At 46.9% G+C, this 25,104-nt stretch carries 20 protein-coding genes and 8 tRNA genes; 22 read left to right on the top strand and 6 right to left on the bottom strand.

Features of this window, described 5'->3' with window-relative positions; all coding sequences use genetic code 11:
- Positions 1–13 precede the first annotated feature (13 nt).
- The gene (locus NQ502_RS05955) at positions 14–934 is read left to right on the top strand and encodes a calcium/sodium antiporter (protein ID WP_028530506.1); all 921 of its coding nucleotides are present in this window, start codon (positions 14–16) and stop codon (positions 932–934) included.
- Here the strand turns inward: NQ502_RS05955 and NQ502_RS05950 are convergent, their stop codons facing one another.
- Both NQ502_RS05950 and NQ502_RS05945 read right to left on the bottom strand, forming a co-directional pair.
- Entirely contained in the window at positions 935–2,443 is a 1,509-nt protein-coding gene (locus tag NQ502_RS05950) for an ATP-binding protein (RefSeq protein ID WP_028530507.1), read from the bottom strand. It lies immediately after the preceding gene.
- Positions 2,440–4,020 (bottom strand): vWA domain-containing protein, encoded by a 1,581-nt coding sequence (locus NQ502_RS05945; RefSeq protein WP_049898570.1) that lies wholly within the window; start codon positions 4,018–4,020, stop codon positions 2,440–2,442. Before NQ502_RS05945 ends, NQ502_RS05950 begins: the two co-directional genes overlap by 4 nt.
- A gap of 203 nt (positions 4,021–4,223) precedes the next feature.
- On the opposite strand from NQ502_RS05945, the gene NQ502_RS05940 reads away from it, so the two are divergent.
- The 5 genes from NQ502_RS05940 to NQ502_RS05920 all read left to right on the top strand — a co-directional run bounded on the left by NQ502_RS05940 (position 4,224) and on the right by NQ502_RS05920 (position 8,606).
- Positions 4,224–4,736 (top strand): hypothetical protein, encoded by a 513-nt coding sequence (locus NQ502_RS05940; RefSeq protein WP_028530508.1) that lies wholly within the window; start codon positions 4,224–4,226, stop codon positions 4,734–4,736.
- A 90-nt stretch (positions 4,737–4,826) separates the two neighbouring features.
- On the top strand, positions 4,827–5,522 hold the full coding sequence (locus tag NQ502_RS05935; RefSeq protein ID WP_028530509.1) for an ABC transporter ATP-binding protein: 696 nt from the start codon (positions 4,827–4,829) through the stop codon (positions 5,520–5,522).
- Between the two features lie 23 nt (positions 5,523–5,545).
- On the top strand, positions 5,546–7,186 hold the full coding sequence (locus NQ502_RS05930; protein WP_044983727.1) for an efflux RND transporter periplasmic adaptor subunit: 1,641 nt from the start codon (positions 5,546–5,548) through the stop codon (positions 7,184–7,186).
- A 30-nt stretch (positions 7,187–7,216) separates the two neighbouring features.
- On the top strand, positions 7,217–8,452 hold the full coding sequence (locus NQ502_RS05925; protein WP_028530510.1) for an ABC transporter permease: 1,236 nt from the start codon (positions 7,217–7,219) through the stop codon (positions 8,450–8,452).
- A gap of 80 nt (positions 8,453–8,532) precedes the next feature.
- Positions 8,533–8,606 (top strand) — tRNA-Arg (locus NQ502_RS05920).
- Between the two features lie 55 nt (positions 8,607–8,661).
- On the opposite strand, the gene NQ502_RS05915 is transcribed toward NQ502_RS05920, so the two are convergent.
- On the bottom strand, positions 8,662–9,225 hold the full coding sequence (locus NQ502_RS05915) for a class I SAM-dependent methyltransferase (protein WP_028530511.1): 564 nt from the start codon (positions 9,223–9,225) through the stop codon (positions 8,662–8,664).
- Between the two features lie 178 nt (positions 9,226–9,403).
- Here NQ502_RS05915 and NQ502_RS05910 point away from each other — a divergent pair, with 178 nt between their 5' ends.
- From NQ502_RS05910 to NQ502_RS05845, 14 genes are all read left to right on the top strand, one after another.
- Positions 9,404–10,489 (top strand): CapA family protein, encoded by a 1,086-nt coding sequence (locus NQ502_RS05910; RefSeq protein WP_242830319.1) that lies wholly within the window; start codon positions 9,404–9,406, stop codon positions 10,487–10,489.
- Positions 10,490–10,517: 28 nt separating this feature from the next.
- Positions 10,518–10,961 (top strand): DUF1700 domain-containing protein, encoded by a 444-nt coding sequence (locus NQ502_RS05905; RefSeq protein ID WP_049898574.1) that lies wholly within the window; start codon positions 10,518–10,520, stop codon positions 10,959–10,961.
- 442 nt (positions 10,962–11,403) lie between these two features.
- A complete protein-coding gene (locus NQ502_RS05900) occupies positions 11,404–12,420 on the top strand; it encodes a Gfo/Idh/MocA family protein (RefSeq protein ID WP_407691159.1) in 1,017 nt (338 codons plus the stop codon).
- 284 nt (positions 12,421–12,704) lie between these two features.
- Positions 12,705–13,007, top strand: coding sequence for a rhodanese-like domain-containing protein (locus NQ502_RS05895; RefSeq protein ID WP_028530514.1), 303 nt, complete (start codon positions 12,705–12,707; stop codon positions 13,005–13,007).
- 111 nt (positions 13,008–13,118) lie between these two features.
- Positions 13,119–14,273, top strand: a complete 1,155-nt coding sequence (locus tag NQ502_RS05890) for a THUMP domain-containing class I SAM-dependent RNA methyltransferase (protein ID WP_028530515.1) — start codon at positions 13,119–13,121, stop codon at positions 14,271–14,273.
- A 24-nt stretch (positions 14,274–14,297) separates the two neighbouring features.
- Positions 14,298–14,897: an XTP/dITP diphosphatase gene (locus NQ502_RS05885; RefSeq protein ID WP_028530516.1), complete on the top strand. Its 600-nt coding sequence runs from the start codon at positions 14,298–14,300 to the stop codon at positions 14,895–14,897.
- Between the two features lie 5 nt (positions 14,898–14,902).
- Positions 14,903–15,385, top strand: coding sequence for a metallophosphoesterase family protein (locus NQ502_RS05880; protein ID WP_028530517.1), 483 nt, complete (start codon positions 14,903–14,905; stop codon positions 15,383–15,385).
- Positions 15,386–15,515: 130 nt separating this feature from the next.
- Positions 15,516–15,590: transfer RNA gene (locus NQ502_RS05875), tRNA-Pro, on the top strand.
- Between the two features lie 39 nt (positions 15,591–15,629).
- Positions 15,630–15,700: transfer RNA gene (locus NQ502_RS05870), tRNA-Gly, on the top strand.
- 3 nt (positions 15,701–15,703) lie between these two features.
- Positions 15,704–15,777, top strand: a tRNA-Arg gene (locus NQ502_RS05865).
- 5 nt (positions 15,778–15,782) lie between these two features.
- Positions 15,783–15,856: transfer RNA gene (locus NQ502_RS05860), tRNA-His, on the top strand.
- An 8-nt stretch (positions 15,857–15,864) separates the two neighbouring features.
- Positions 15,865–15,936, top strand: a tRNA-Gln gene (locus NQ502_RS05855).
- 54 nt (positions 15,937–15,990) lie between these two features.
- Positions 15,991–16,063 (top strand) — tRNA-Lys (locus NQ502_RS05850).
- A gap of 93 nt (positions 16,064–16,156) precedes the next feature.
- Positions 16,157–19,243 (top strand): C1 family peptidase, encoded by a 3,087-nt coding sequence (locus NQ502_RS05845; protein WP_028530518.1) that lies wholly within the window; start codon positions 16,157–16,159, stop codon positions 19,241–19,243.
- A 198-nt stretch (positions 19,244–19,441) separates the two neighbouring features.
- Here the strand turns inward: NQ502_RS05845 and NQ502_RS05840 are convergent, their stop codons facing one another.
- Together NQ502_RS05840 and NQ502_RS05835 are read right to left on the bottom strand one after the other, a co-directional pair.
- Positions 19,442–21,190 carry an IS1182 family transposase gene (locus NQ502_RS05840; RefSeq protein ID WP_260046669.1) on the bottom strand — a complete coding sequence of 583 codons (1,749 nt, stop codon included), beginning with the start codon at positions 21,188–21,190 and terminating at the stop codon, positions 19,442–19,444.
- 166 nt (positions 21,191–21,356) lie between these two features.
- The gene (locus NQ502_RS05835; RefSeq protein ID WP_028529693.1) at positions 21,357–22,733 is read right to left on the bottom strand and encodes a TrpB-like pyridoxal phosphate-dependent enzyme; all 1,377 of its coding nucleotides are present in this window, start codon (positions 22,731–22,733) and stop codon (positions 21,357–21,359) included.
- A gap of 415 nt (positions 22,734–23,148) precedes the next feature.
- Between NQ502_RS05835 and NQ502_RS05830 the strand changes: the two genes are divergently transcribed.
- A tRNA-Leu gene (locus NQ502_RS05830) sits at positions 23,149–23,228 on the top strand.
- A 308-nt stretch (positions 23,229–23,536) separates the two neighbouring features.
- Positions 23,537–24,088 (top strand): DUF1697 domain-containing protein, encoded by a 552-nt coding sequence (locus NQ502_RS05825; RefSeq protein ID WP_456115056.1) that lies wholly within the window; start codon positions 23,537–23,539, stop codon positions 24,086–24,088.
- Positions 24,089–24,236: 148 nt separating this feature from the next.
- Here NQ502_RS05825 and NQ502_RS05820 read toward each other — a convergent pair whose 3' ends face one another.
- Positions 24,237–24,992, bottom strand: coding sequence for an ImmA/IrrE family metallo-endopeptidase (locus NQ502_RS05820; RefSeq protein WP_049898367.1), 756 nt, complete (start codon positions 24,990–24,992; stop codon positions 24,237–24,239).
- Between the last annotated feature and the right edge of the window lie 112 nt (positions 24,993–25,104).

Below are 25,104 nucleotides of genomic sequence, written 5' to 3'. Positions count from 1 at the left end.
GAAAGGCTTTGACATGGTTTATATACTTTTGATCATCGGTTTTTTACTCCTGATAAAAGGGGCGGATTTCTTTGTGGAGGGGAGTTCGTCTGTTGCACGCCTGTTGAAGGTGCCTCCCGTTGTGATCGGACTTACCATTGTGGCCATGGGGACGAGTGCTCCGGAGGCTTCGGTCAGCATCACAGCGGGACTTTCGGGAAACAATGATATTGCACTGAGCAATGTGATCGGATCCAATATCTTCAATCTTCTGGTAGTGATAGGGGCAAGCGCGGTGATCCGGCCGTTTCAGACAGACCGGGAAATCATGAAAAGAGATATCCCGGTCAATATCGCCGCGTCAGTTCTGCTGCTGTTTTTGCTGTGGGACCTGAAGCTGGGGCGGTTTGAGGGGATTCTGCTTCTGATATTGCTTGCGGCATATCTGGTATGGATTGTTGCCGGCGCGGTACGAAGGAGAGCGGATGCGGCGGATGAAGTCCAGGTGCTGCCTCCGCTTAAGAGCGCGGTGTATATAGCGGTGGGACTGGCAGCCATCATCTGGGGCGGCGACCTCGTGGTTGACAGCGCCAGCGAAATTGCCCGCATTTTCGGCATGTCACAGACCCTGATCGGACTTACGATCGTGGCGCTTGGCACTTCGCTGCCGGAACTTGTCACCTCAGTTGTTGCTTCCAGAAAAGGTGAGAGCGGACTTGCCCTTGGAAATGCAGTGGGATCCTGTCTTTTTAATATCCTGTTTATCCTGGGGATGTCGTCGTCGCTGTCGCCGCTTGGCGGGATCGGGGACAATCTGATCGATATCGGTGTACTCATCGCAGTCAGCGCTGTAATTGCAGTCTGCTGTTTTACCGGGAAAAAGGTAACACGTTTGGAGGGACTGGCCTGCATAGTGTTCTATATCGGTTATATGAGCTACGCCATTATCCGCTGATCATTCTCCGGAAGAGGTATTCATCGCTGCCCGTATCTCATCCTCGCGCTGCTTAAGAAGCAGTGAGCCGGTGTGCGAGAGATAGGGACTGCAGGGGTGCGAAGACAAAAATTCGGAACAGTCTGGATTGTTTGTGAGATCGGATGTGAAATACAGAAGACTCACATCATCTGGTGCCGCCTCCAGCAGTCTGTATGAATCACAAAGAAACGCCAGTATTTCTTCGGCAGAAGAGTTCTGGTGTTTTTTCATGTCTTTCAGGGTGTCATCGAACTTTTCCATTATGTCAGGGTCCTCACTGAGCTGCAGCTTGCGCGCGGACAGCAGCAGCTCTTCCAGCAGGCGAAGCGTATGGAACTCTAGAATCTTCTCCTCGAGTGGAAGCAGCCCATTGTCTTCGCGGATTCGGTTGGAGGAGTGTCGTTTGCTGATAAACTGCTCCAGCTGCTGTAAGGTGTTTTCGCCGTCCAGCGCCTGATGATCGTTTATGTTTTTGAACAATGTCCAAAGACCGGACAGATGCTTATGCACCTGGCTGGAAAAAGAATATTCGCGGATCTTTGCGGAGGCTTTCGCGAAAAGCATGGAGGCAACCGATATACTTTCGGCGGGGTCTGCTGTTTGGATGCGGGCGGTGACATTCGGCCCGAAAAAGTCGTCTTTGGCAAAATCCGATGCGTACTGTGTAAACAGGTCATAAAACAGATAAAAGTTCCGGGCGATCTCATCGTGCTGCAGATATTGGCGGATCAGAGCCTCGGAGACGGGATCACCGCTCGTTTCATATGATTTTATTATGCAGGACAGATCTTCCCAGCCGCGTGCCGTCACAAAGGCGATGAGCTTATCCTGATTCTGAACGCAGTAAAAACAGTCAGGATACATATTGAGATAAGCTAAAACGGAAGGGTGGACGGCATTTGCACAGGCATACTCTTTCCACACGGAATAATCGGCTTCGATGGACATGTTCTTCACGCGGTCGAGCGTAACCATATCGAATTCCCTGACAGAACGGTTATACGCCGGAGGGTTTCCTGCTGCCACGATCAGCCAGCCCTCCGGTATCTGATGATTGCCAAAGGTTTTATTCTGAAGGAGTTGCAGCATGACGGGGGTCAGCGTCTCGGATACGCAGTTCATCTCATCAATAAAGAGAATGCCGGAAGTATAACCGGTCGCCTCCATACAATCATAGACGGAGGCCACGATTTCACTCATGGTATATTCTGTAATCGAGTATGTACGGCCATTGTATGTTTTTTCCTTTAAAACAGGGAGACCGATCGCACTCTGACGGGTATGATGGGTCATGGTATATGCAACAAGACCGACAGATTCTTCTCGGGCGATCTGCTTCATGATGGCGGTTTTTCCAATGCCAGGCGGACCGATCAGCAGAACGGGCCGCTGCTGAACAGCGGGGATCTGAAGGATTCCCTCGGAAGTCCGCTGTGTATAGGCGTGCAGCGTGCGCTTGATCTCTTCTTTTGCTTCTTTGATGTTCATTGCAATAGTTCTCCTTCGTTCAGGTTCAGGCAGAGCCGTACAGCCCAGTCTGGTATTTTGTAATTCAGGAAGCGGTAGTCAGTAAAGATAAAAGCTGTTTCATACGGCGGCTGCTCCTGCGGGTAGATTCCGTCGCCGTCAGTAAAGTATAAAAGTCCTTTCAGATTCCGAAATTCCCCCTGCTCCAGCAGGTGATGGACCAGGTCAAACACGGGGGTGAAATCAGTGCCGCCCCGGCCGCTGATCTTCATATCCTGAATATAGCGGTTCCAGTCTTCCGTACAGCGAATACATATGTGATCCTGGATCATGGAATCACACTGTATGATATGTACGTTCATACGCCGGAAAAAGTTCTGGTGATCTGTCAGAATTCTGCGCGTTTCAGCAAGAAACTGTTGGATCGTGCCGAGCCTGCATGAACCGGAGGTATCGATGGCGATGACCAGCTCCTCCACTTTTGACGCCTCTGTGTATTCCAACGGTTCAACGAGAGGGAGATTGCCGTAACGGTACAGACCGTACAGATAGGGAATATAATCAAAGCTTTCCGCGTCAGTCTGAACCTCTTCAGCAGTGACGGTAAATCTGCGCAGATATGTCCGATAATCATATTTTGCCTCTTTACAAAGTTCCAGTTCTTCCAGCCGGCTTCCTGGATTAAGACCGAACCTGTGCTGGACAGGATCAGAAAACCCTCTGCAGAATCCCGGAGATGTGCGGAGCCGCTTTCCTTCCGGGCATGTATCGCGATACCAGTAAACGTGGCTGTCCATTTGGAAAAATTCTGCCCATTCATCGATAAAACTTTGATGCGGCTGTCGGATTAGCCAATCGTACACCTGCATAGACAGCGCGGGAGAGACTTCGGGCGGAATCTGTGTATAAATGTTGTCGTGAAGCTGCTGCCTGGTTTTGTCAAAGAGTTCAAACTTTTTTTCGGAAAGGAAGCAGGCACTGATGTCGCAGGACAGGTTCCAGACGTTCGGATCGGCATCCGACGGGACCTCCAGGTGGAGATACAGGCAGTGAAGCAGCATATGAAGGTACAGTTTGGCGTGTTCTGAACGTAAAAATGTCCTTATCACATGATCAGGGGAGTAATATACTGTGTGTCCGTCGGTTCCGGTCAATTCCTGACCGGCAGCCTCCTGAAAGGTGAATCCCGAGATTGCAAGGCGCATTTCGGGCATTTGATCAAAGATCCGCAGCTGGGCGATCGACAGGATTTCGAGAGCGCCGGTCTTTGTGTGCGGGGAATCCGTTATGGATGCATCCGGTGCGAGGGAACGTATCAAAAGCAGCCGCATTTCCGTCGGGATATCCGTGTTTTTAAGACTGCGGCTTATAGCCGCGGCATCCAGCCATCCAGTGCTTAGGAGCCGTACCAGATAAGAAATTTTTTTTTGCTTCAGTATCCATTCCAGTGCGGGATACAGATGCCGGTGTAAATAAGCAGCATAACGTTTTTCGAGTTCCTCTGTCAGAGGAATGTCTGCAAAATAACGGGAGACGGCAATCGAAAGTTTTAAAACCGGCTGCTTGGTTGTCAGAAAAAGCTCGTCACTTGCGTTCATACAGGGACAATCACCTCTCTTTTGCTGTGAAAATACCGTTCTGATTTTAATATTAGTATAGAAAGCAGAGAAAATCAACGTGACACCTTAAGAATTCCTTAAAATTCTGTGAAGTGTTTGACAAGCGGCGCAATACAAAATAAAATAAAGGATGATATATAAGGTAGAATATTATAGTTCCTAAACGGGGGAGGATAAGTGAAATGAAAGCACCAGGAAAAACTTTATTACAGGTAGTTGGCATTATATTAATTATTTTGGGAGCATTTGGTCTGCTTGGCTGTATTTCATCGCTGGCGATGTCACAGTCGGAACAGATGATGCAGGTTATGGCAATGACCGGCGTGACGAGTGAGGCGCTTATCATGACGTCTATTATCGGTACGATTGAGGGCATTGTCTATATTGCCGCCGGGATTTTTGGCGTGAAGAACTGCAACAAACCGGAAAAGTCAAAAATCAATGTGATTTTCGGAGCTGTTATGATCATCTGGGTGCTCGCAGCGGCAGTAGTTTCTGTGGTACAGGGATCCTTTAGCGTAATCAATGTCATTATCGGTGTGATTCTTCCGCTCCTCTATTTCTGGGGAGCCATGAGAAATAACCAGGTAGAAACCGGTTCAAAACCTTCTCCCATCGATGATGTGGCTAATATTCTGGAAGTTTCTTCTGACAGCATGAATCAGCCGAAGAAGGATGAGGGCAAGGACCAGTAAATCAGAAAGAAACCTCAGTGCAAGGAAGTATTGGTTGATTCCCTGCACTGTTTTCTTTTAAAAAAGTAAGAAGTAAGAAAGAGGGACAAAATGGAAGCATTGATTCGGGTAAGTGACATGTGTAAGATCTACAATCCGGGTGAAAATGAGGTGCGCGCGCTCGATCACGTGAATCTTACGATCAATGAGGGGGAATTTGTGGCGATCATCGGACAGTCAGGGTCTGGAAAATCCACCCTGATGAACATGCTGGGATGTCTGGATGTACCGACATCAGGAGATTACTGGCTGAATGGGACGGAGGTTGCGACAATGAAGGACAACGATCTGTCGGTTGTCCGGAATAAAGAAATAGGATTTATCTTTCAGGGTTTTAACCTGATTCCAAATCTCACGGCGCTGGAAAATGTTGAGCTGCCGCTGATTTACAGGGGGATTGACAGGAAGACAAGGAAAGAGTTGTCGGTCAATGCTCTGAAAATGGTTGGACTGGAGGCTCGTATGACGCATAAACCATCTGAAATGTCCGGCGGACAGCAGCAGAGGGTGGCGATTGCAAGGGCTGTGGCGGCAAAACCGCCGGTGATTCTTGCAGATGAACCGACCGGTAATCTGGATTCCGCCTCCAGCAAGGAAATACTTCGGATTTTAAAAGGTATGCACAAAGAGGGGAGAACCATAATTCTGATTACGCACGATGACGGCATCGCCGCTCAGGCGAAACGTGTAGTCCGTATTATGGACGGGAAAATTGAATCAGACATCATTAATGAGAATTATTCATGACACATGGGGAGGAAAACGAAATCATGGTGAAGAAGAAAAAGATCAATAAAATTATGATCGGAGTGATCGCCGCTGTTGTGGTGATTATTGCCGTGCTGGCACTTGCCAGCAAAAATGTAAAGGCTCCTGAGGCGACGGCGCAGGTAAATGTGATCAATGTGGAGAAGGGGGATGTATCCGAAGAACTGGATGCAACGGGGACGGTTAAGAGTCTTCAGAAAAAGACCTTCTACTCACCGGTGAACGCTACGGTTCAGGACATGCCGTTTGAAGTCGGCGACAGCGTGAAAGAGGGAGAGCAGCTGATTACATATGATCTGGAGGATCTGGAAAAAGAAAATCAGAAAGCCGAACTGAACGTGAAGTCCGGTAAGCTTGATTATAACGATGCCGTAAACCAGGCGAACAAAGCAGCGGACAAACAGGCGACAGCCGCGGCAAACGCACAGTCTCTGCAGGCGCAGGTCGATGACTGGCAGCAGTATGTGTACGACCTTCAGGATGCGATCGCGGCAGAGACAGAAAATGCTAAGAATGAGGCGATTCAGGAGGCGCAGGATGCGACAGCAGAAGCTCAGGAGCTGTATGCACAGCAGAAAGCAGAATATGACAAAGAGAAAGCAGAATATGATAAAAAATTGGAAAAACTGAGCAAAGTCAAAGCTGATGCACTGAAAAGGAGTCAACTTCCTTCGGCTACAGAGGAGCAGAAAGCAAAGGCTCTGGAAGATTATAGCCTTGCCGTGGATGATTATAATAGGTTAGCTGCTCAACCGCCAACAGAGCCTGCCTATAGTACAGGCGCGGGGGGTGCAGTATCAGGAGAGGAGATTGCATCGACAGATACGACTGAGCTGCAGAGAGAACTGGAACGTGCGAGCGCTACGCTGGCAGAACTCCAGGGAGAGCTTGCGTCGGAGAAAGCGGCTGCGGAGGCTGATGTGTCTACACTGACAGCCGAAACCAAAGAAAAGATGCAGGTTGCGACCAACCTGTCGGAACTGGAAGCGAAATCCGTAGAGGAACTGATCGCTGAAGGTAAAAAAGGAGTGCAGGCTGAATTTACCGGCGTCATCTCCGATTCCAAGGTGGCAGGCGGTGCTGCAGTATCCCAGGGGATGGAGATGTTTACACTGGAAAGCACGAAGAATGTCTGTGTTGAAATCCAGGTCTCCAAGTATGACTTTGCAATGCTCAAAGAAGGGCAGAAGGCAACAATCACGCTGGGCGATAATACTTATCAGGGAACGCTGACCAAAATCAATAAAGTTGCAATACCCAATGAGAAGGGAACTCCGATGATCGGTGCGACCGTGAAGATTGATAATCCGGATGAAAATATTTTTATCGGTGTGGAAGCAAAAGTTACCGTCCAGGCCGCATCTGCAGACAATGTACTGGTGGTTCCGGTTGAAGCGGTCAATATTGGGAATGATGGTTCTTTCTGTTATGTGCTGCGTGATGGAGTCATCGCGAAACAGACAATAGAAACAGGAATTTCCTCTGATGAATACATGGAAGTGAAAAGCGGATTAAAAGAAGGGGATCAGGTGATTCCGGATCTCGGAACGCTTCAGGAGGGTGATCAGGCACAGGCAGCGAGCGGTGCGGCCGGCGGAGCAGATGGAGTACCGGAAGGCGCTGTACTGGAAGATGATGTATAATCCGGACAGGCATCAGGAAAGGGACTTAACATGGGAAATTTGATAGAATATATTAAGATGGCCATACACAACATTATGGCCAACAAGGGCCGCTCCCTCCTGACCATGCTGGGTATCATCATCGGTATTGCTTCGGTTATTATGATCATGGCTGTCGGAGCGGGAACCACGAACCAGATGAATGATGAGATGGACAGTGCGGGAGGCGGTCAGATCCAGGTGATGTGCAGTGATGACGCGATGACTGCCGGTGAATACATGACGCCGGACGATATGCAGGCAATCATGGATAAGGTACCGGGTGTTGAAGCGGTCAGCCCTTCAAGCGGATGGTCAGGGGAAACTTCGACGGGAAAAGGAGAATTTTCTATTAGTCTGACCGGTGCCACGGAAAATCAGCCGATGTTTTCGACTTCCCAGATCAAACGCGGGCATTATTTTACGGCTGCTGATGTCTCGGAGGCGAGACGGGTCTGTGTAATCTCAGACTCCGATGCAAAGAGGCTGTTTGGTTCGGATGACGTTGTCGGTATGGATATCGATGTCACTTACAACGGTGTCACGAAAAGTTATCAGATTGTAGGAGTGACTCAGCAGCCTGAAAACGGGGCATTTGTCTCCTATACATATGAGGGCATGCCGGTCTATATTGATGTTCCTTATACGTCACTCCAGGAATATGATGATACATATGACCAGTTTTACTATTTTGTAGTGCTGGCGGATAAGACGATGGATTCTCAGGAAATATCGAATAAAGTAGTAAAGGTTCTGGAATCCTGTCATCAGAGTGCAGGTGAGGACTACTACCAGGTGCAGAGCTTCCAGGATATTATGAAGACGATGAACAGTATGATGGGCGTGGTGACAGCGTTTATCTCATGCGTGGCAGGTATCTCCCTGCTGGTAGGCGGTATCGGTGTTATGAACATCATGCTCGTGTCGGTAACTGAGCGGACAAGGGAAATCGGTATTCGAAAGTCACTCGGCGCAAAGACATCGTCGATTATGGCACAATTTCTTGCGGAATCAGCGATTCTGACGATTCTTGGAGGCATCATCGGGATCATTCTGGGACTTGCCGGTGCATTCGGCATCTGCAGTGTCATAAACTCGACGCAGAATATGAATATGACACCGGGATTGAGCGCAACGACCATTTTGGGAGCGACGCTGTTTTCCTGCGCAGTCGGTATCTTCTTCGGGATCTATCCTGCAAGAAAGGCTGCAAAACTAAGCCCGATTGAGGCGCTTAGAAGAAATTAGAAGAAATTTAAAACAAGTATTGACAAACAACGTGCGTGTATGTATAATAATCATTGTCGCGAAAATAGTTTAGCGATGATGTGCGTTTAGCTCAGCTGGATAGAGCGTTTGGCTACGGACCAAAAGGTCGGGGGTTCGAATCCTCTAACGCACGTAAAGAAAAAGCCCTGTTTACGGAAATGTAAACAGGGTTTTGTTTTATGCAAAGATCAAATTTTAATGATTAAAACCGGAATAGGCGGGTGATTGGGGCGGTTATAATATTGGCTCATAATTACAATAAAACGCTTGGGATCCAGTGCTTTTAAATATGCCAATACAGCATCACGCTCCACGAATCCGCTGTCTTTGCCGCTGTAGATGCAAAGCGAGATGATTCCGTTTTTCTGTAAAAGTAAAAGACCTGCTTCAAGCGCCGCAATAGTGCTTTTAGGGTGAGTTGCAATCGTGTGATCTCCAGACGGCAGGTAACCGAGATTAAATACAATGCAGGATACCGAGCCCTCTGCTGCATAGCGGGATAAATTACTGTGACTGTCCAAAATCAGCTCTGCACGGCCGGCAACTCCGTGTTCTGTGAGCCGGCTGCGGGTGCGTTCCAGGGCTTCGGGCTGGATATCAAAGGCGAGTACGCGTCCGGTTTCCCCGACGAGCCGGCACAGCAGAAGGGTGTCGTGTCCATTTCCGGCGGTGGCGTCGATACAGAGGTCTCCGGGTCTAATCTGTTCTTTCATAAAGTGGCTGCACCACTGAGTGATCTGATAATTTTTCATAATATTAATTCCCCCGTATTTCATTTCGTGTTAACTTATGGTAAACTTGCTACTATAGTAGCACCTGATAAGACAAAAGAAAAGGATTTAAGATAAAATGGGATATACGGGCAGAAGAAGGAGAAGAAGCAATACGCGCCGCAGGAGAATGGGGGTACGTGAACGGCAGATACAGTTAATGAGACGAATCATAGTCACTGTGCTGGCACTGGTTTTGGTTCTCACGGCAGTATTGATCGTCAGGGCAGTGAGAGGAAAGAATGAGCCTGAGGCTGTCAGGACGGCGGGGACGCAGGAGGTGCAGGACGCAAAGACACCGGAGCCCTCGCCTGAACCGATGCAAATTACTGTGAGCGCGGCTGGCGACTGCACACTCGGAACGGATGAAGACTTTGATTATGATACCAGTTTTAATGCGATGTTTGACAGCGTCGGGGACCCCTCTTATTTTTTACGGAATGTAAAACCCATATTCGAAGAAGATGATTTGACAATCGTGAATCTCGAAGGACCGCTTACCACTTCGGAAGATCTCCAGGAAAAAACATTTTCTTTTAAAGGAGAACCCGAATATACACAGATTCTTACGTCCGGATCTGTGGAAGCGGTAAATCTCGCTAATAACCACAGCCGTGATTACGGAGAGCAGGGGTATGAGGATACCATAAAAAATGTGGAGGCTGCCGGAATTACCAGTTTTGGATATGACCGAACTGCTGTAGCGGATGTGAAAGGAGTCAAGGTAGGATTAGTTGGAATCTATGTACTTGCGGACGGCATGGAGCGGGAGACGCAGCTGAAAGAAAACATTGCGGAGGTCCGGGCGCAGGGAGCACAGCTTGTCATTGTGAGCTTTCACTGGGGATCAGAGAAAGAGAATTATCCGGATGAGACACAGGTTTCACTGGCACACATCGCAGTTGATTCCGGGGCGGATCTGGTTCTGGGACATCATCCGCATGTATTGCAGGGAATAGAGAAATATAAGGGAAAAAATATTGTATACAGTCTGGCTAATTTTTGCTTCGGAGGGAATTCAAACCCCAGTGACAAGGACACGATGATTTTTCAGCAGACGTTTACTGTGACAGGCGATCAGGTGGAAACGGATGATGTGGTCAATATTATTCCGTGTTCTATTTCGTCGGAATCTGGATATAATAATTATCAGCCGATACCGGCTGAAGGAGATGAAAAAACCCGTATTCAGCAGCGGATCGATGAATATAGCGCCGGATTGTCAGACAGTGCCGAAAATAGATAAGACTTATACCATACGATTGGAGGAACAGATGGACAGGACAGAGTTTCTGGAAGCATTGAGAGAAAAGCTAAAAGAGGGAATGTCTGAACGCGACATTTCTGAGCAGGTCAATTATTATTCGAAGTATATTCTTGATGAAGTGCGCGGCGGGAAGCCGGAATCTCAGGTGTTGGAAGAACTGGGAAATCCAACGCTGCTGGCAAGAACGATTTTGGATACACACGGACAGATGGAAGATGATCCGGCAGCGGAAAATATACAGCAGAATCATCAGAACGGCGGACAGAGCCGGGAGAGAAGCTGGAGCATAAAGACGGACAGAAACTGGGGCTGCATTGTGGCAGCTGTCGTCGTTGTGCTTGTCCTTGGAATCGTCCTGTGGCTGGTTGGGAGTATATTCAGGTTTTTGTCGCCGATTCTGGTACCGGTACTGATCATTCTTCTGATCACTTCCAGTTTAAAGAAAAGATGATAATACAGAAAAAGCGTGTCGGCTGAACCGACACGCTTTTTGAATTCGATGCTTAAGAGAGTGAATTAATACTTTGAAGTAGAAGAATTTTCATTTGAATTGTGGCAATTTGAAGCCTTATTCTTGTTAGTTGAATTCTTATTAGAGCTGTTTGAGCTATTTGAGCTATTCGTGCTGTTAGAGCTGTTGGAGCTGTTTGTGGAGTTTTTGCTGCTCTCGTTGGACTCGTTGTAGGAATTTGAGTTGTTGCTCATCTTATTTTTGTTTGTGCTGTCATCAGAATAATTTTTAGACATGTCATTTCCTCCTGTAATTTTAAAAATTTACGTTACGCTGTTAGTATCTCTGATATCTGTTTTTTTATACAAATTATAAAAACTTAGCAGATGAAGGCAGGAGAAAGCTGGGAAAGTAGACAGGAATGCTTTAGTTTTTTGAAAAAATTTATGATATAGTAAAAACAAAAACCAGGAGGTATGCAACAATGAAAGTGGCGATATTGGGGGCTGGAAACATCGCGACATCCATGGCGACTGCACTTGGCGGACTGGACCGTTCCGTTGCTGAGGCATATGCGATTGCTGCCAGAGATTATGAACGTGCAAAAGAATTTGCGGAGAAATGGGGGATTTCAAGGGCATACGGCTCTTATGAGGAAATGCTGAGTGATCCGGAAGTTGATCTCGTGTATGTGGCAACTCCGCATGTGTTTCATTATGAACATTCTAAGATGTGTCTGGAACATGGAAAGCCTGTGCTCTGTGAAAAACCATTTACAGTGACGTCTGCACAGGCGGAAGAGCTGTTTGCACTGGCTGAGGCTAAGAAACTTTTGATCGCTGAAGCGATGTGGACACGCTATATGCCGAGCCGGAAAATGATTCAGGATCTTATGGAAAGTAAGGTAATCGGAGAGATCACATCACTGAGCGGGAATCTCGGCTATGAGCATATCAATATTGACAGGATGAGAAGACTGGAGATGGCGGGCGGAGCGCTGATGGATTTAGGCGTATATCCGATTAATTTTGCGCTGATGTGTTTTGGGGATAAGATCAAAGAGGTTCAGTCCACGTGTGTGAAGCTTGAAACAGGGGTTGATGCGCAGGAGAGTATGACCTTTATTTATGAGGACGGAAAAATGGCGGTACTGTACGCCTCCATGCTTGTGCATTCTAACAGGCTGGGAGAAATTAACGGAACAAAAGGCTGCATTGAGGTGCAGAATATCAATAATTGTGAAGAAATTCGCGTGTTGGATGAAAAACGTCAGCTTGTTGCAAGATATCCGGTGCCGGAACAGATAAACGGATATGAGTATGAAGTGCTGGCATGTAAAAAGGCGATCGAGGAAGGGCTGCTGGAGTGCCCGGAGATGCCGCATGAAGAGATCCTGAAAGTAGTCAAAATCACAGAATATCTGAGAAAAGAGTGGGGTGTCATCTATCCTTTCGAGTGATCCGGTGTGTTTTCATAAAAAAGTGTTAATAATTCTGAAATTTCTATTATCTTTCTTATTGCATTTTTATGGAAATTGTATTATAATCTTATTTGTAAAGAGAATTTACCCTTCAAAAAATTTTTTTTACAAATTAATAACCCTTATTAATTATTTATACTCCCCTCGAAAGGCCGTGGTAGCTCCCCTACCGCGGTCTTTCTCTTTGCGCATGGGACGAAGTAGCCGGAATAAGGCTTTCTCATTTCTGTGGCTGTGAATATACTATTAAAAAGGAGCTTTTTATGTCGGAATTGGAAATGATTTCTGCCAAGATGCTGGATGCGTATCGGAAAAGAAACGATACGCTGCTGATAGATTTACGTTCCTCAGAGGAGTATTTCCGGTATCATATACCGGGAGCGCGCCACATCGACTATGAGGATACAGAGGCGCTGTTCGGGCTGCCCAGGAACAAAGAGATCATCCTGTACTGTGAACGGGGTGCCTCCAGTATGGCAAGGGCCAAAGAAATGGCCAGATCAGGATACAATGTCAAGTCAATGATAGGCGGTATCCATGCATATCGTGCAGAAGCAGGTCACTGACGGCTTGTGTTTTCATGGATATCATAGTAAAATAAATCAATAGATTAAAAATGAAGCAGGGGCTTCTCCGCAGTCTTGGATGAAGCCCCTGAAACGGGAAAAGAGGATAGCATGAAAATGTTTGAGCTGATAGCGCCCTGCCATTTCGGAACTGAGGCGGTGCTGAAAAGAGAAATTATCGATCTGGGATATGAAGTCAGCAGGGTTGAGGACGGAAAGGTGACTTTTCTGGGTGACGCGGAGGCTGTTGCGTATGCGAATGTGTTTCTGCGCACGACAGAGAGGATTCTGCTGAAAGTAGGACAAGTGAAAGCGGAAACATTTGAAGAGTTGTTTGAGAAGACGAGAGCGCTGCCCTGGGAGGAATTCATTCCGAAAGACGGCAAGTTCTGGGTCGCTAAGGCAAATTCCATTAAGAGCAGATTATTCAGTCCCTCAGATATTCAGTCCATTATGAAAAAGGCGATCGTGGAGAGGCTGAAAGAGAAGTACAGGGTATCATGGTTTGAAGAGGATGGTGACAGTTATCCGATACGTGTGACGTTTATGAAAGATGTGGCAACCATCACGCTTGACACATCCGGGATCTCTCTGCATAAAAGAGGATACCGTCAGAATACGGTAAAAGCACCGATTACGGAGACACTTGCTTCGGCGCTGCTGATGCTCACACCGTGGAAACAGGACAGAATTCTGGTAGACCCATTCTGCGGGAGCGGTACGTTTCCGATTGAAGCGGCGATGATGGCGGCGAACATGGCACCCGGGATGAACCGTTCCTTTTTGGCCGAGGACTGGAAACATATTGTTCCCAGAAAGTGCTGGTATCAGGCAGTGGAGGAGGCACAGGATCTGATGGATACAGGCGTCGAGACGGATATTCAGGGTTATGACATTGATGCGGGTGCTGTCAGGGATGCCAGGGAAAACGCCAGGCTGGCGGGAGTGGATCATATGATTCATTTTCAGCAGCGTGCGGTAAAAGATTTAAGCCATCCAAAGAAATATGGCTTTATCGTAACGAACCCTCCTTATGGAGAACGTCTGGAAGACAAGGAAATGCTGCCCGGTTTATACCGGGAACTTGGAGAGAGTTATCAGAGACTGGACAGCTGGTCGATGTATCTGATCACGAGCTTTGCGGATGCGGAAAAATATATTGGGAAAAAGGCAGACAGAAACCGTAAAATTTATAATGGCATGCTGAAGACTTATTATTATCAGTTTCTGGGTCAAAAGCCTCCCAAGAAGCATGGAACTTATTGATAGTTGAAAAGGGACAGTCTGTTTATGAGAAGAATAATATTTGCTACGGGAAACTCGGGGAAAATGAAAGAGATCAGAGAGATTCTGAGCGATTTGAACGTAGAAGTTGTCTCTATGAAAGAAGCCGGTATAACGGCTGATATCGTGGAAGACGGTGCTACGTTTGAGGAAAATGCGGTTATTAAGGCCAGAGCCATTATGGAGATTACGAATGAGATCGTACTGGCGGATGATTCGGGACTTGAGATTGATTATCTGAATAAAGAACCCGGCATCTATTCGGCAAGATATATGGGGGAAGACACCTCATATCGGATTAAAAACAAAAATCTGATCGACCGTCTGGAAGGCGTGCCGGATGCAAAGCGGACGGCACGGTTTGTGTGTGCGGTCGCAGCCGCATTTCCTGGCGGAGAGGTAGTGACGGCACGGGGGACGATCGAAGGGATCATTGGCTATGAGGAGCGCGGTGAAAATGGTTTTGGTTATGATCCCATTTTCTATGTGCCGGAATATGGCTGTTCCACGGCGGAGCTTCCTCCGGAAGAAAAAAATAAAATCAGCCATCGGGGAAAGGCATTGAGAAAAATGAAAAAAGAATTAAAATCAAGAAAAGTGGGTTGAAATCAATGAGGGTACTGATCATAAGTGATACGCATGGACATGCAGAGAATCTGTCGGGGGTGCTGGAGAGAATCTGGCCGATTGATGCTCTGATTCACTGCGGCGATGTAGAGGGAGAAGAGGATTATATTGCGGAGCTGGCAGAATGTCCTTCGTATATTGTAGCGGGTAACAATGACTACTTCAGTGTACTGGATCGCGAAATGGAGTTTGAACTGGGAGGGAAGCAGATATTTCTTACGCACGGACATTATTATGGGGTATCGATGGGAACTGAAATGATCAAGGAAGAAGGGGAAAGCCGCAAAGCGGACATTGTGGTGTTTGGCCATACACATAAGCCGTGTTGTGAGATATCGGACAACATTGCAGTTTTGAATCCAGGCAGTCTGGCTTATCCGAGACAGGCGGGCAGAAAGCCCAGCTTTATGATCATGGAGCTGAATGAGAACGGGGAATTCCACTGTACGACGAGATACCTCGGATAGAGTAGAAAACTGCTGGAAAATAAGCGAAAAAATAGTATGAAAAAAGTGTTGACATTTGCTGGGGCATATAATATAATATACCTTGCGTCAGGCAAAAAACGCATAAATACAACAATTACAAAAGCAATATCGGGGTGTGGCTCAGCTTGGCTAGAGCGCCTGGTTTGGGACCAGGAGGCCGCAGGTTCGAATCCTGTCACCCCGACTGTTGTATCGACTATGACAACAAGATAGCAGCCGATATGCGGGTGTAGTTCAATGGTAGAACACTAGCCTTCCAAGCTAGATACGTGGGTTCGATTCCCATCACCCGCTTACGTGTTTGTAGCTCAGCTGGATAGAGCAACGGCCTTCTAAGCCGTGGGTCGGGGGTTCGAATCCCTTCAAGCACGTTATGGTGGGTATAGCGCAGTTGGTTAGCGCGCCAGATTGTGGCTCTGGAGGCCAAGGGTTCGAATCCCTTTATCCACCTTATCTAATGGGCTATCGCCAAGCGGTAAGGCACAGGACTTTGACTCCTGCATTCGCTGGTTCAAATCCAGCTAGCCCAGTTTGGGAATGCAGGACATGAGGTTCTGCATTCCTGTTAGACAATTGAATATTGTGGGATATTAGCTCAGTTGGTAGAGCACTTGACTTTTAATCAAGTTGTCCGGGGTTCGAATCCCCGATGTCTCATAGCAAAAGCTTTGGAAATGATGTTTCCAAAGCTTTTTCTTTTCCGTGCGCGGTCTGTATGGTATACTCAAGTCAAAGTAAGGAGGGGATTTGGTGAAACGAGGAAGAATAAGAATCATATTATGGCTGTTTGGTTTTATGGTGCTGATAAGTCCTCTGGTGGGGGTAGAAGCGTCGGAGCAAATCGAGGTATTGCCGGAAATATCAGTTCAAAGTGAAATAACGCCGGAAACAGATGACACCAGCGTTGAAGCGCAGGATATTGCAGAGCAGCCGGAAACAGAAGGAGAATCCGGGGACGAAAACAAAAGAGAGAATCAGGGAGAACTGGACTATATTTATGATCGGCCTATGACAGAAGAAGAAATTGCCGGGCAGAAAGCAATGGAGCCTTATTTGAGGAGGCGGATCAATACAGAACCCGAGCCGGAAGCTGTGAGGTACACATACCGGACTCGCTCGGTACTGCCTGAGCGTTATGATTCCAGAGACTATGGCTATATCACGCCGGTAAGAAACCAAAATCCATTTGATACGTGCTGGGCTTTTGCGATAGATACGGTGGCTGAAACCTCACTGATTATGAACCAAATGGCAGATGCTCAAAATGCAGACCTGTCAGAACTTCACACGGCATACTATTTCTATAACAGATGGACGGACCCTCTGAATCTGACGGAAGGGGATATAAATATCCCTGAAGAGGGATATGATTACCGTTCAAACGGTGGTAATCTGTTAATGAGCGCTTTTGCATTTGCTAATTGGACCGGGACAGAATCTGAGCAGGATGCGCCGTATACATGGGCGTATGAAGATTTGCCGCCGTTTACGGAGGATCAGCAGTTCAGTGCAGATGCAAAGTTGAAAAATGCGTATTTTATCAACAACGAAGTATCGCAGGTAAAAGAAGCAATCCTGCGGTTTGGTTCGGTTGCGGTCATGTATTACCACAATGGCGGGCGATATCTGAATTACAGTACCAGTGCATTCTGCAACCCTGCGGACAGTGCTCCGTACACGGATCATGCGGTGGCGATTGTGGGCTGGGACGATACGTTTAAAAAGGAAAATTTTAAATCTGATAGTAACGTCATGGAAGATGGCGCCTGGATTGTAAAAAACAGCTGGGGAGACTCATGGGGAGCGCAGGGATATTTCTATATATCATATGAGGAGCCAACGATTTGTAATGTGACAGCGCTGGAATTCCAGGACGGAGATGCGTATCAATATAATTACCAGTACGACGGGAGTTCCATGACGACGGCATATACAGTTGGTGAGGGACAGAAACTTGCTAATGTATTCGAAGTTCAAGGGGCGTCCTCGGAGTATGAAGTCCTGGAAGCGGTGAATTTTGCGCTGCGGGGAGCAAATGTGCCGTACAGTATTCAGGTATATACGGATCTGCAGTCGGAAAGGGATCCGACGAGTGGAACGGCGGTTTTTGAGAAGGACTTGGGCGGAGTGACGGGGTACAGCGGCATTCATACGGTGGAGCTGCCGAAAGCGGTCCGGGTGATGGCGCATACAAAGTTTTCGGTGGTGATCAGTTTTTTACAGGATACAGCGTATTATGCTGAGCGGACAACGGATTCCGACTACAGTAGTTGGGTGTCTGCGCGGGCTGTGACTGCCCCGGGACAGAGTTTCTGGTTAAATTCCAGCGGGGACTGGCAGGATCTGGGCAATAGCGGGATATGCGCCAGGATCAAAGCTTTCACGAATGAATCATCGTCGGTGGGTGAAGACAGGGTTACAGTCGGAATTAAAAATACTGCTGGAACCCAGATTCTTCTGGAATGGACAGTGCAAAGCGGTGCGGAAGGTTACACAATCTATCGGAGTACCACAGAGAAGGGCGAATATTCATATCTGGATACAGTAATTGGAGAACAGACAACGACTTATGCGGATGACAGTGTGGAACCTGATGTCAAATATTATTACAGGGTAAAATGGTATGTGAATGATAATGAGGTAATGCGGGAAAGCCTGTCCAGCAATGTGGTATCGGCGGTCGCACTGCTTGCGGTTCCTGAAATGGCGGTTTCCTCGGTGGATTATAACAGCGTAACTCTTACATGGGGAGAATCGAAAGGTGCTGATGGCTGTCAGATATGGAGAAGCACGAAAAAAGACAGTGGTTTTTCCATGATAGCGGAGGTGAAGGGGAAGCGTTCATATGTTGACGGTAAACGGTCGACAGGAGTCACGTATTATTATAAAATCCGGGTATTTCATAAACTGGCTGGCCGCACGGTATACAGCGCGGGGTCTGATATTGTCGCGGCGAAACCGCAATTAAAGCAGCCGGTTTTGTCTGGGAGCTCAGGAGGATATCATTCGGCATATTTGACCTGGAAAAAAATCGAAGGTGCACAGGGTTACTGCATTTTTCGGAGCAGCAGTAAAGAAAACGGATATAAAGGGGTAAAAAACCTGGCTGATCCGAGTAAACTGACGTATTCTGATATAAAGATATCTGACAAGGAGACCCTGAAGACTGGGACAACCTATTATTATAAAATCAGAGCTTACAGAAAAGTAGCGGGTGCTATCTGCTACAGTGAACCTTCCGGGGCTGTTGCTGTTACACCTGCGTTAAAAACGCCGGTATTAACAGGCAGGCCGGGCGATTACAAAAGCGCTGCATTGAGCTGGAATAAAGTCTGGGGAGCCAGCGGTTATCAAATATATCGGAGCGTAAAAGCGACAAGTGGATTTTCTGTGGTAAGAAATGTGACAAATGGTGATGCGCTGTCATATACGAACAGTTCGCTTTCCACGGGAAAAACATATTATTACAAAGTGCGTGCGTTTCGTACGGTGAATGGGAAAACGTATTACAGTGCCAGTTCAAAACCGGTTGGGGTAAAGCCGATCCCCGGTCAGGTTGGTATAAACAGCGTGAGTTCCACTGCTGGCGGAAAGTTGAAAATTTCCTGGGGAAAAGTATCAGGGGCTGACGGTTATCAGATCTATCGGACAGATGGGACGACTGGAAAGTATTCGCAGATAAAAACAATGAACGGGAATGGTAATGTGGTATATACCGATTCCTCTAAAAAGACGGGCGGTAAAAAGTATTACTACAAAATCAGGGCGTTTCGTAAGGTTGCCAACGGAACAGTCTATGGAGGTCTTTCTCCGGCAAAGGCCGGGATTGTAAAGTGATGGAATTAAAAAATGGGGCTATCGGGAAATGACGGATTTTAGCCCCTTGGATACAAAATAGCAGCACCCCGGTGAAAATCATGCCTTCAGGCATCTGTTTTTTTCACCGGGGTGCTGTTCTGTATTTTTGTTCGTTCTTCATATCCTGTTTTAAAGCGCACAAAAGAAAGGTCCTGTGGTTTCTGAAGCATTCTTCTGCTACGCCAAGCCCTGCTCCGCTTTCCCCTCGTATTTCTTGATCTCCCCCTCAAGGAACCGGTGATATTTATTTATGTTCCGGCCGAATGCATACAGCATGAACTCCCTGCAGACCTTTTCTTCCGTGCGGTAATTGAACCTCCGGAACCCGTCGTTCTCCTTGAGGTCTCCGAAATGTCCTTCTGTCTGTATCGAACGGATCTGTCGGTTCAGGATTCCCTTTTCACTCTGTATGTTCGCGTGTGAATCTGCCTGCAGCTCCACCCACGTTTCATTTATCTTCATGACCTTGTTTTTGTCTTTATCCCGTTTTCCATCATATCTGTACAGGCACCGGGCTTTGTGTTCACAGCCTCCGCAGTCCTCACATCCATAGACTTCCGTCTGCCGTATATAACCTTCCTGCCGGCTCTGCTCTGTCCGGATATGGTCCAGACGTCTTCCGTCGTGGCACCGGTAGTAATGCGTGTCGTCCTCCACCATATACATCATGTTGTAATACTTCCCGATATCCTCTTTGTAGGCACGCGTCTTCCTTTTTTCATGTGTCTGCAGTTTTATATAGCTCCTGATCCCATGCCTCCGGAGATACAGCAGGTTCCTTTCACTGCAGTAGCCACTGTCTGCCGTGGCTTCCTCCGGGTATTTACAAAAGGCCGCCTTATGTTTTTCCAGTACCGGTACCAAGGTATTGTAATCGGTCCGGTCACTGCTTATGTAAGTGTGTATGATGAAATAATTCTCCACTGCGATCTGTACGTTATATGCTGGCTTGAGCTGTCCGTTCATCATGTGGTCATCCTTCATGCGCATGAAGGTGGCTTCCACATCCGTCTTTGAATAGCTGTTCCGGTCACTGCCCATGGTCTCGTAGTTGTTTTTATATGTTAGGAGCCGTTCCCCGCAGGCTTCCAATTCCTCATGCAGCTGTTGGATTTCGGATTTATGCTTTCCTTTCCCGCTCTGGAAGGTAATTCCTTCTGCCCGGGCAGCCTCCGTCAGGGCTGTCTGCATCTGCAGCAGCTCCAGCGGCGAACACCGGTCAATTTCAATCACTGTGTTGTTTGGCAGTTTGCTGTGTTTTGTCAGCTTCCGCTTCCGGTTCTCTTCTATTACTTTTCTGACCCGCTCCATTCCTTCGACCACAAACATATGGGCTTCTGGTATCTTATACTTCTTCCCGTAACCGCTGTCTGAAAGAAAGCGGTTGAACCGATTATAAAGCGCATCGATGGTATCCAGAAGCCTGGCCAGATGGTAGTTGATGCTTCCGCGCCAGACAAATGTATAGCGGTTTGCATTCGCTTCGATCTTCGTGCCGTCGATGAACAGTGCTTCGAGTGTGATCAGGTCTTCCTTCTGTAAGCGGCGGATAAACTGATAGTGCAGATCCTCCAGGACCTGTCCGGTCAGCCTGTCCTTGATGAAGTCATAAAAAACATCACGCCCGGGTTTCCCTCCCTTTGTCAGCCAGATGAAAGCCAGATCTCTCTGGCATAACTCAACAATCCGGTCAACTGCCCGCACACCGCGCATGTTGGCATAGATAAGTACGGCAAATATCATGATAGGATTATAGCCTCTTCTCCCTTTTGTCGAATACTGAGCCAGCAGGCTCTCGTAATTTAATTCCTCCAGGACTTTTTTTAGGGTATGGACGGGATCGCCCGACGGTAAACCTAACTGATACAGGCTGAACTGAATTTTCTGTTGCCCTAAGTCGAAAAATTCGTTATAATATAATCTCATGGTAGTTACATTATAACATGTAACGGAGGGGAGATGGTTATCGTTAGCCGTCTCTTTTCTCTTTTTAAAATTTACAGGGGCACATAACTCGCATGAGTTATGTGCCCCTGTTTCCGGAACTATCTATTTCCCGATTGCCCCGTTTTTGGCAGATCTGTTTTTTGAATCAGTCGACGTTTGGGAGCCCTGCAAATCCAGGCTCCAGATCGGCGTCGGTTGGGATGTAATCCGTCATTTCGCCGTCGTTGTATTTTCCATATGCCACCATATCGAAATAGCCTGTTCCTGTCAATCCGAAGACGATAGTTTTTTCTTCCCCTGTCTCCTTGCATTTAAGCGCCTCGTCGATGGCCACACGGATCGCATGACTGCTTTCCGGAGCCGGAAGGATTCCCTCAACGCGTGCAAACTGTTCCGCTGCTGCGAATACTTCTGTCTGCTCGACGGAAACTGCCTCGATCAGTTTGTCATCGTAAAGCTGTGAAACGACGGAACTCATGCCGTGGTAGCGGAGACCGCCTGCGTGGTTTGCAGATGGAATAAAACCGCTTCCCAGGGTATACATTTTAGCCAGTGGGCAGATCATGCCGGTATCACAGAAATCATAGGCGTAACGGCCGCGTGTCAGGCTCGGACAGGAAGCCGGTTCGACAGCAATGATGCGGTAATCTGCTTCGCCTTTGATTTTTTGTCCGACGAAAGGAGAGATCAGACCTCCGAGGTTGGAGCCTCCGCCTGCGCATCCGATCACAATGTCGGCTTTGATATCATATTTATCCAGAGCGGCTTTGGTTTCCAGGCCGATGATAGACTGGTGCAGCAGTACCTGGCTGAGGACGGACCCCAGTACATAACGGTAGCCATCGAGTGACGTTGCCGCTTCGACAGCCTCTGATATGGCACAGCCGAGGCTTCCCGACGTTCCGGGGTGTTCTGCGAGGATTCTGCGTCCCACTTCTGTGGTTTCGGATGGGGACGGGGTAACGGACGCACCGTATGTTCTCATAACTTCGCGGCGGAAAGGTTTCTGTTCATAGGAGACTTTTACCATATATACTTTACAGTCAAGGTCGAAATAAGAACATGCCATGGAAAGTGCTGTTCCCCACTGTCCGGCCCCTGTTTCCGTTGTGACGCCGGTCAGCCCCTGTTTTTTGGCGTAATACGCCTGAGCGATGGCGGAGTTCAATTTGTGACTTCCGGAAGTGTTGTTGCCCTCGAACTTGTAATAGATTTTTGCAGGAGTATCCAGGGCTTTTTCGAGAAAATATGCGCGCACCAGAGGTGATGGACGGTACATTTTATAAAAATCCTGAATTTCCTGGGGAATGTCAAAGTATGCGGTATCGTTGTCGAGTTCCTGTCTGACCAGTTCGTCGCAGAAAACCGGCCGAAGTTCCTCGAATGTCATTGGTTTTAGGGTTCCTGGGTTCAACAGAGGGGCTGGTTTGTTTTTCATATCTGCCCGGACGTTGTACCATTGCGTTGGCATCTCGTTTTCTTCCAGATAAATTTTGTACGGAATATTCTTTTCTGTGCTCATTGTTGTTCATCCTTTCTTTTGGGTAATTGGATAAAATAAAAAACCTGCCCTATCGAATTGATAGGACAGGAGTATTATAACCTGCGGTGCCACCTAACTTCACCCTGCTGTTTGGGGTGCGCTCATACATGTACATACATACACGTCCCGTGATAACGATCGGTCTTCGTCTCGCCTACTCGGATTATTCCTTTCAGTTTGCCCTCGCAAGCCCATTCGTCACGCACACTTTACTGCAATCCCACCGTATGCAGCTCTCTGGAAAAGCTTCTGCCATGATTACTACCCTTGCTCATAGGTTTATTATATAATATTACATGTTTAATATGTGTTAAATATACTATGTGAAAATAGAAAAGTCAAGACCAAACATTGACAATAATTGGCTTCATGGTATATAATCATGAATAGTTTCGCGGGCATGGCGGAATTGGCAGACGCGCCAGATTTAGGTTCTGGTGGGAGACCGTGCAGGTTCAAGTCCTGTTGCCCGCATTAAATTAATACCTAATTATCCTTACTTAAACATAATTCATTGCACTGACACGCATTGGGAGTCTAAATCAGACTCCATTATTGTTGTACGCTGCTTCTATATAACAAATCGTTCTGCTGATTTCGGTCGTGAATCGTAATCCCGCCAGTATACTATTTTAATGGAACCATTATCAAAATCCGTAATACAATGAAATTGCTGTATAATGAAAACATGCGGAAGAGCTGCGTATTTATGGCTTAAATGTTCTGAGTATCCATGTAAACTGATAAAGAATTGGATAAGATAAATTGAGAGGTGAATGTAAGTGTCAGCAGATATGCAGAGATATATTGCCTTTTTGCGAGGCGTCAACATAAGCGGCAAAAACAAGGTTCCAATGGCTGAACTGAAAGAAGAGTTTGAAAGATTGGGGTATAAAGAAGTCAGGACATATCTCAACAGTGGCAATGTGATTTTTTTAAGTGATGAAAATGATATGGAAAGTGTCACAAAACAGATTCTAAAGATGTTAAAAAATCAGTTCGGTTTAGATATTCCTGTTTTTGTCATAGCCCAAGAAGAACTTGAGGACATCTTATGCAATGCTCCTGATTGGTGGGGAAATGAGGATAAGAAAATCTATGATAATCTAATTTTTATCATGCCGCCAGCTACATTTGCTGACGTGTTTCATGAAATCGGAGAACCTAAAAAAGGATTAGAGAGGATACAGGATTACAAAGAAGCGATATTCTGGTCATTCAGCAGACAGGATTATCAGAAAACAAATTGGTGGTCAAAAACAGCGAGTGCAAATATCGGCAGTAAATTAACAATACGAACTGCAAATACAATCAGAAAGATAGTTGGAATGTAGTCATCTCTGGCTTCTGGTTTGGCGGAAGTTGAATGGAGTCGAAAGCGGAATTTGTGAAGGAGTCAGTCAAGGCGGGAAAGCCCTAAAACGGCTTCCCTCCCCTTATAATTCCCTGTCTGCTGATGTTATCAGAGTTCTGGCGATTTGTTCATTCGCGGGATTCATTTCTTTCCCGTAAGTCTGCGGCATCGTTGAAACCTGGTATGTATTCTGCTGCCTGACTGATCCGATCGCGGGCGTTCGTAACCAATCGCTTATTTTCTTCGTACAGGTAATCGGGCCTGTGTGTATACATCTTGCAGTAATCACATTTGTCTTCCAGCTGGTTGAAGAGCTCCGTTTTACAACCGAGGCATTTCCGAATACTCCACACAAAACATTTCTGAGTGTCATTGTAAAATTGTTTATACATCAGCTTATCAAGCGAATGCTTTTTATGGTAGATTGCGTAACGGCGCCAACGCCGATAGTCGTCAAAAGCATAACTGGATGCCTCATAAGTCATTTGGAATATTTTGGACACGTCGTTTGCATTTTTGCATTCTGCATAGTATATGGCTATGCGCGGTGCGAGTAACCGGCTTGCAAAGTAATTGGCTTCCCGTTCCTTTACATTTGTATAAGGCGTCCGATGCCCCAGTACGATATGTCCGATCTCGTGGGCGAGAGAGAAGCGACGCCGGCAAAACATAGCCTGGTCATTATAATAAACCTTGTTATTCAGCCGGAATGCATCATCGCTGATCTGCTGGCATGCCTCCTGTTTTACTTCTGACTGTTCCGTATATTCGATGCATTCGTAACCGTGTTGTTCGATTATGTCGAACAGGTTAATCGGGAAGGATCTGACGTTACACTTCTGAAAGACCTCTAAAATTTTCCATTCAATTTCCTCGTGTGTCAAACAAAATCTCTCCTTATGGGAGCCTGATCAAATCTTCAGACATGAGTGATCTGCTCTTAATACTATAATTTGAATATCAGTCTTATTCTTACATTTCCTGAAAAAACAAACA

It is taken from the genome of Ruminococcus gauvreauii, assembly GCF_025151995.1.
Taxonomy (GTDB): Bacteria; Bacillota; Clostridia; order Lachnospirales; family Lachnospiraceae; genus Ruminococcus_G; species Ruminococcus_G gauvreauii.
The sequence above is the reverse complement of the archived record's forward strand: the minus strand, read 5'-3'. Positions and strand labels throughout refer to the sequence as shown.

Coding starts and splice junctions, on each gene's coding strand:
- NQ502_RS05955 (WP_028530506.1), top strand. CDS start 14: ATGGTTTATATACTTTTGATCATCGGTTTTTTACTCCTGATAAAAGGG.
- NQ502_RS05950 (WP_028530507.1), bottom strand. CDS start 2,443: ATGAACATCAAAGAAGCAAAAGAAGAGATCAAGCGCACGCTGCACGCC.
- NQ502_RS05945 (WP_049898570.1), bottom strand. CDS start 4,020: ATGAACGCAAGTGACGAGCTTTTTCTGACAACCAAGCAGCCGGTTTTA.
- NQ502_RS05940 (WP_028530508.1), top strand. CDS start 4,224: ATGAAAGCACCAGGAAAAACTTTATTACAGGTAGTTGGCATTATATTA.
- NQ502_RS05935 (WP_028530509.1), top strand. CDS start 4,827: ATGGAAGCATTGATTCGGGTAAGTGACATGTGTAAGATCTACAATCCG.
- NQ502_RS05930 (WP_044983727.1), top strand. CDS start 5,546: ATGGTGAAGAAGAAAAAGATCAATAAAATTATGATCGGAGTGATCGCC.
- NQ502_RS05925 (WP_028530510.1), top strand. CDS start 7,217: ATGGGAAATTTGATAGAATATATTAAGATGGCCATACACAACATTATG.
- NQ502_RS05915 (WP_028530511.1), bottom strand. CDS start 9,225: ATGAAAAATTATCAGATCACTCAGTGGTGCAGCCACTTTATGAAAGAA.
- NQ502_RS05910 (WP_242830319.1), top strand. CDS start 9,404: ATGAGACGAATCATAGTCACTGTGCTGGCACTGGTTTTGGTTCTCACG.
- NQ502_RS05905 (WP_049898574.1), top strand. CDS start 10,518: ATGGACAGGACAGAGTTTCTGGAAGCATTGAGAGAAAAGCTAAAAGAG.
- NQ502_RS05895 (WP_028530514.1), top strand. CDS start 12,705: ATGTCGGAATTGGAAATGATTTCTGCCAAGATGCTGGATGCGTATCGG.
- NQ502_RS05890 (WP_028530515.1), top strand. CDS start 13,119: ATGAAAATGTTTGAGCTGATAGCGCCCTGCCATTTCGGAACTGAGGCG.
- NQ502_RS05885 (WP_028530516.1), top strand. CDS start 14,298: ATGAGAAGAATAATATTTGCTACGGGAAACTCGGGGAAAATGAAAGAG.
- NQ502_RS05880 (WP_028530517.1), top strand. CDS start 14,903: ATGAGGGTACTGATCATAAGTGATACGCATGGACATGCAGAGAATCTG.
- NQ502_RS05840 (WP_260046669.1), bottom strand. CDS start 21,190: ATGAGATTATATTATAACGAATTTTTCGACTTAGGGCAACAGAAAATT.
- NQ502_RS05835 (WP_028529693.1), bottom strand. CDS start 22,733: ATGAGCACAGAAAAGAATATTCCGTACAAAATTTATCTGGAAGAAAAC.